Source organism: Sphingomonas sp. FUKUSWIS1, assembly GCF_000733135.1.
Taxonomy (GTDB): domain Bacteria; phylum Pseudomonadota; class Alphaproteobacteria; order Sphingomonadales; family Sphingomonadaceae; genus Sphingomonas; species Sphingomonas aerolata.
Genome location: NZ_JPJC01000222.1, coordinates 5,506 through 7,541 on the forward strand (window position 1 = coordinate 5,506; position 2,036 = coordinate 7,541).

General features: G+C 67.0%; 3 protein-coding genes and 1 pseudogene. All 4 read right to left on the reverse strand.

Annotated features, from left to right (window positions below; genetic code table 11):
- Window positions 1-490, reverse strand: a pseudogene (locus sphsw_RS20530) (sensor domain-containing diguanylate cyclase); the annotation flags it as partial.
- Between the two features lie 9 nt (window positions 491-499).
- Entirely contained in the window at window positions 500-868 is a 369-nt protein-coding gene (locus tag sphsw_RS13255) for a phosphonate transporter (RefSeq protein WP_031441021.1), read from the reverse strand.
- A gap of 68 nt (window positions 869-936) precedes the next feature.
- Window positions 937-1,539, reverse strand: coding sequence for a response regulator transcription factor (locus sphsw_RS13260; protein WP_031441022.1), 603 nt, complete (start codon window positions 1,537-1,539; stop codon window positions 937-939).
- On the reverse strand, window positions 1,529-2,036 hold a 508-nt coding region (locus tag sphsw_RS13265; protein ID WP_031441023.1), incomplete at its 5' end, for a sensor histidine kinase. The genes sphsw_RS13260 and sphsw_RS13265, both read right to left, overlap by 11 nt.

Consider the following 2,036-nt stretch of genomic DNA (forward strand, 5'->3'; position numbering starts at 1 on the left):
AGCAGGCGTCGGCGGACTGGATCTCGCCGCTGGGCGTGATCGTCAGCGCGGCATAATGGCTGACGCTGTCGAGCAGGGTGGCAAACCAGGTATCCGCCTGACGCAGCCGCGCCTCCTGGGCGACCTGTTCGCTGATATCGGACAGCGTCGCCATCAGCCGATCGGGGCCGAGCTTGACCAGGGTGCACGCCAGCACCTTGGGCGCGGTACCGCGGCGACGCGTGGCGAGATCGACGAAGATCCGGTGGCCGTCGCAGATCCGGCCCGTCGCCGGCGCATAGGCCGCGACGATGCTGCGCAATTCGGGCGCATGATGTTCGAGCGCGGCGAACAGGTTACCGGGATCGCGGGCCCCGGCGAGCGGCAGGAGATGCTGCATCGCGTGCGGGTTCATCATCGCGATCGCGCCGCTGCTGTCGCACTCGATCAGGCCGACGGGGCAGGCGTACAGAAACTCGAGAAGCTCTTCCTCGCTCGACCTATCGCTCATCGAAGCGGCTTAGCGTTCGATGAGGATATAGCGGCGCGCAATGCCGGGTGTCGCGAGCAGACGCAGCCGGACCCTGGTCGGGCGCATCCGCAGCGTCAGGACATAGGGGACGATGTCGTCGATCTCGGGCTCGTCCTCGAACCGCTGCGCGACCATGAAATTGTTCATGCACTGCGCCACCGCATCGAAGAACGGCACGCCCATCACGGTCGCGGGATCCAGGCCCGACATCCGCGCCTCGGTCGCGTTATAGACCTGGACGAGCGTGTCGGCATTAAACCCGACCACCCCGAACGGCAGGGTGTCGCGGTCCTCGACGCGCATCGTGTCGAGCTCGGGCAGCGCGACATTATCAAAACTGTATTGTTCCAGTACCATAGCCACGGTCTCCCTGCGACTGCGCTATGGGGCGGCGGGGTTAAGCATAGCCTAAGATCACCTGTTTCTTACAACGGCACGCACGTGACGCGCGCCTCGACCGCGAACCGGACGAGCTGCGCCAGGCTGGTCGCGCCCGTCTTGCGCATGAGATGCTCGCGGTAGGTTTCCACCGTACGCGGGCTGATATCCAGCCGCGTCGCGATCTGTTTCGCGGTCAGCCCCTCGACGATCTGGCGCAGGACCTGGCGTTCGCGGTGCGAGAGCGAGGCGAGGCGCTGCTCGCGCAGGGTCGACTGCAGGATCCGGTCGCGGACCGCCGCCACCGCGCCGAGCAGCCGCTGTGCCTCGAACGGCTTTTCGAGCAGGTCGGCGGCGCCCGATTTCATCGCCGCTACCGCCATCGGGATATCCGCGTGACCGGTGACGAGGATCACCGGGTCCGACCGGTCGAGCGATGGGAGGGTCTGCAACAGCTCGAGACCGCTGAGGCCGCCCAGCGCGACGTCGCTGAGGATGATCCCGGGCGGAAGCCGCGGGAGGTCGTGGAAGAACGCCTCGACGCTGGGGAAGGATCGGGTCTCGAAATCCTCCAGCGCGAGGAGCATTTCGAGCGAGCGGCACATCTGGGGCTCGTCATCGATGATGTAGATCGGCCGGTCACGCGGCATGGGCGACCATTTCTCCACTGGACCCGATACCAGGACGTTGCGGCAACGAGACGCGGAAGGTCGCGCCGCCGCCGCTGTTCGTCGCGGCAGTGATCGTCCCCTCATGCGCGTCGACGATCGCGCGGCAGATGGCGAGCCCGACACCGAGACCATGGGGCTTGCTTGTGCGGAACGGGGCGAAGATCGCCTGTTCCTGGCCGGGTGCGATGCCGGGGCCGGTGTCCGAGACGGTGATCGTGCACTGCCCGTCCGGCCCCGAGACGGCGCGCAGATCGATCACGCGGACCGCCGTGTCGGACACCGCATCGGCCGCATTGGCGATCAGGTTGAGCAGGACCTGCTGGATCTGGATCGCATCGATCCACAATTCGCCGAGATCGGGCGCGATACTGACCTTCAGCTCCGCTCCGGCCTGACGGACCGCGAGCAGGCCGAGCGTCGCGCCCTCCGCGATGATGTCGCGCGCATCGACCCATTGCGCCTGCAGCGGGCCGCGC

Excerpts from the sequence above, each read along its gene's own strand:
- sphsw_RS13260 (WP_031441022.1), bottom strand. The coding sequence starts at position 1,539 with ATGCCGCGTGACCGGCCGATCTACATCATCGATGACGAGCCCCAGATG.
- sphsw_RS13255 (WP_031441021.1), bottom strand. The coding sequence starts at position 868 with ATGGTACTGGAACAATACAGTTTTGATAATGTCGCGCTGCCCGAGCTC.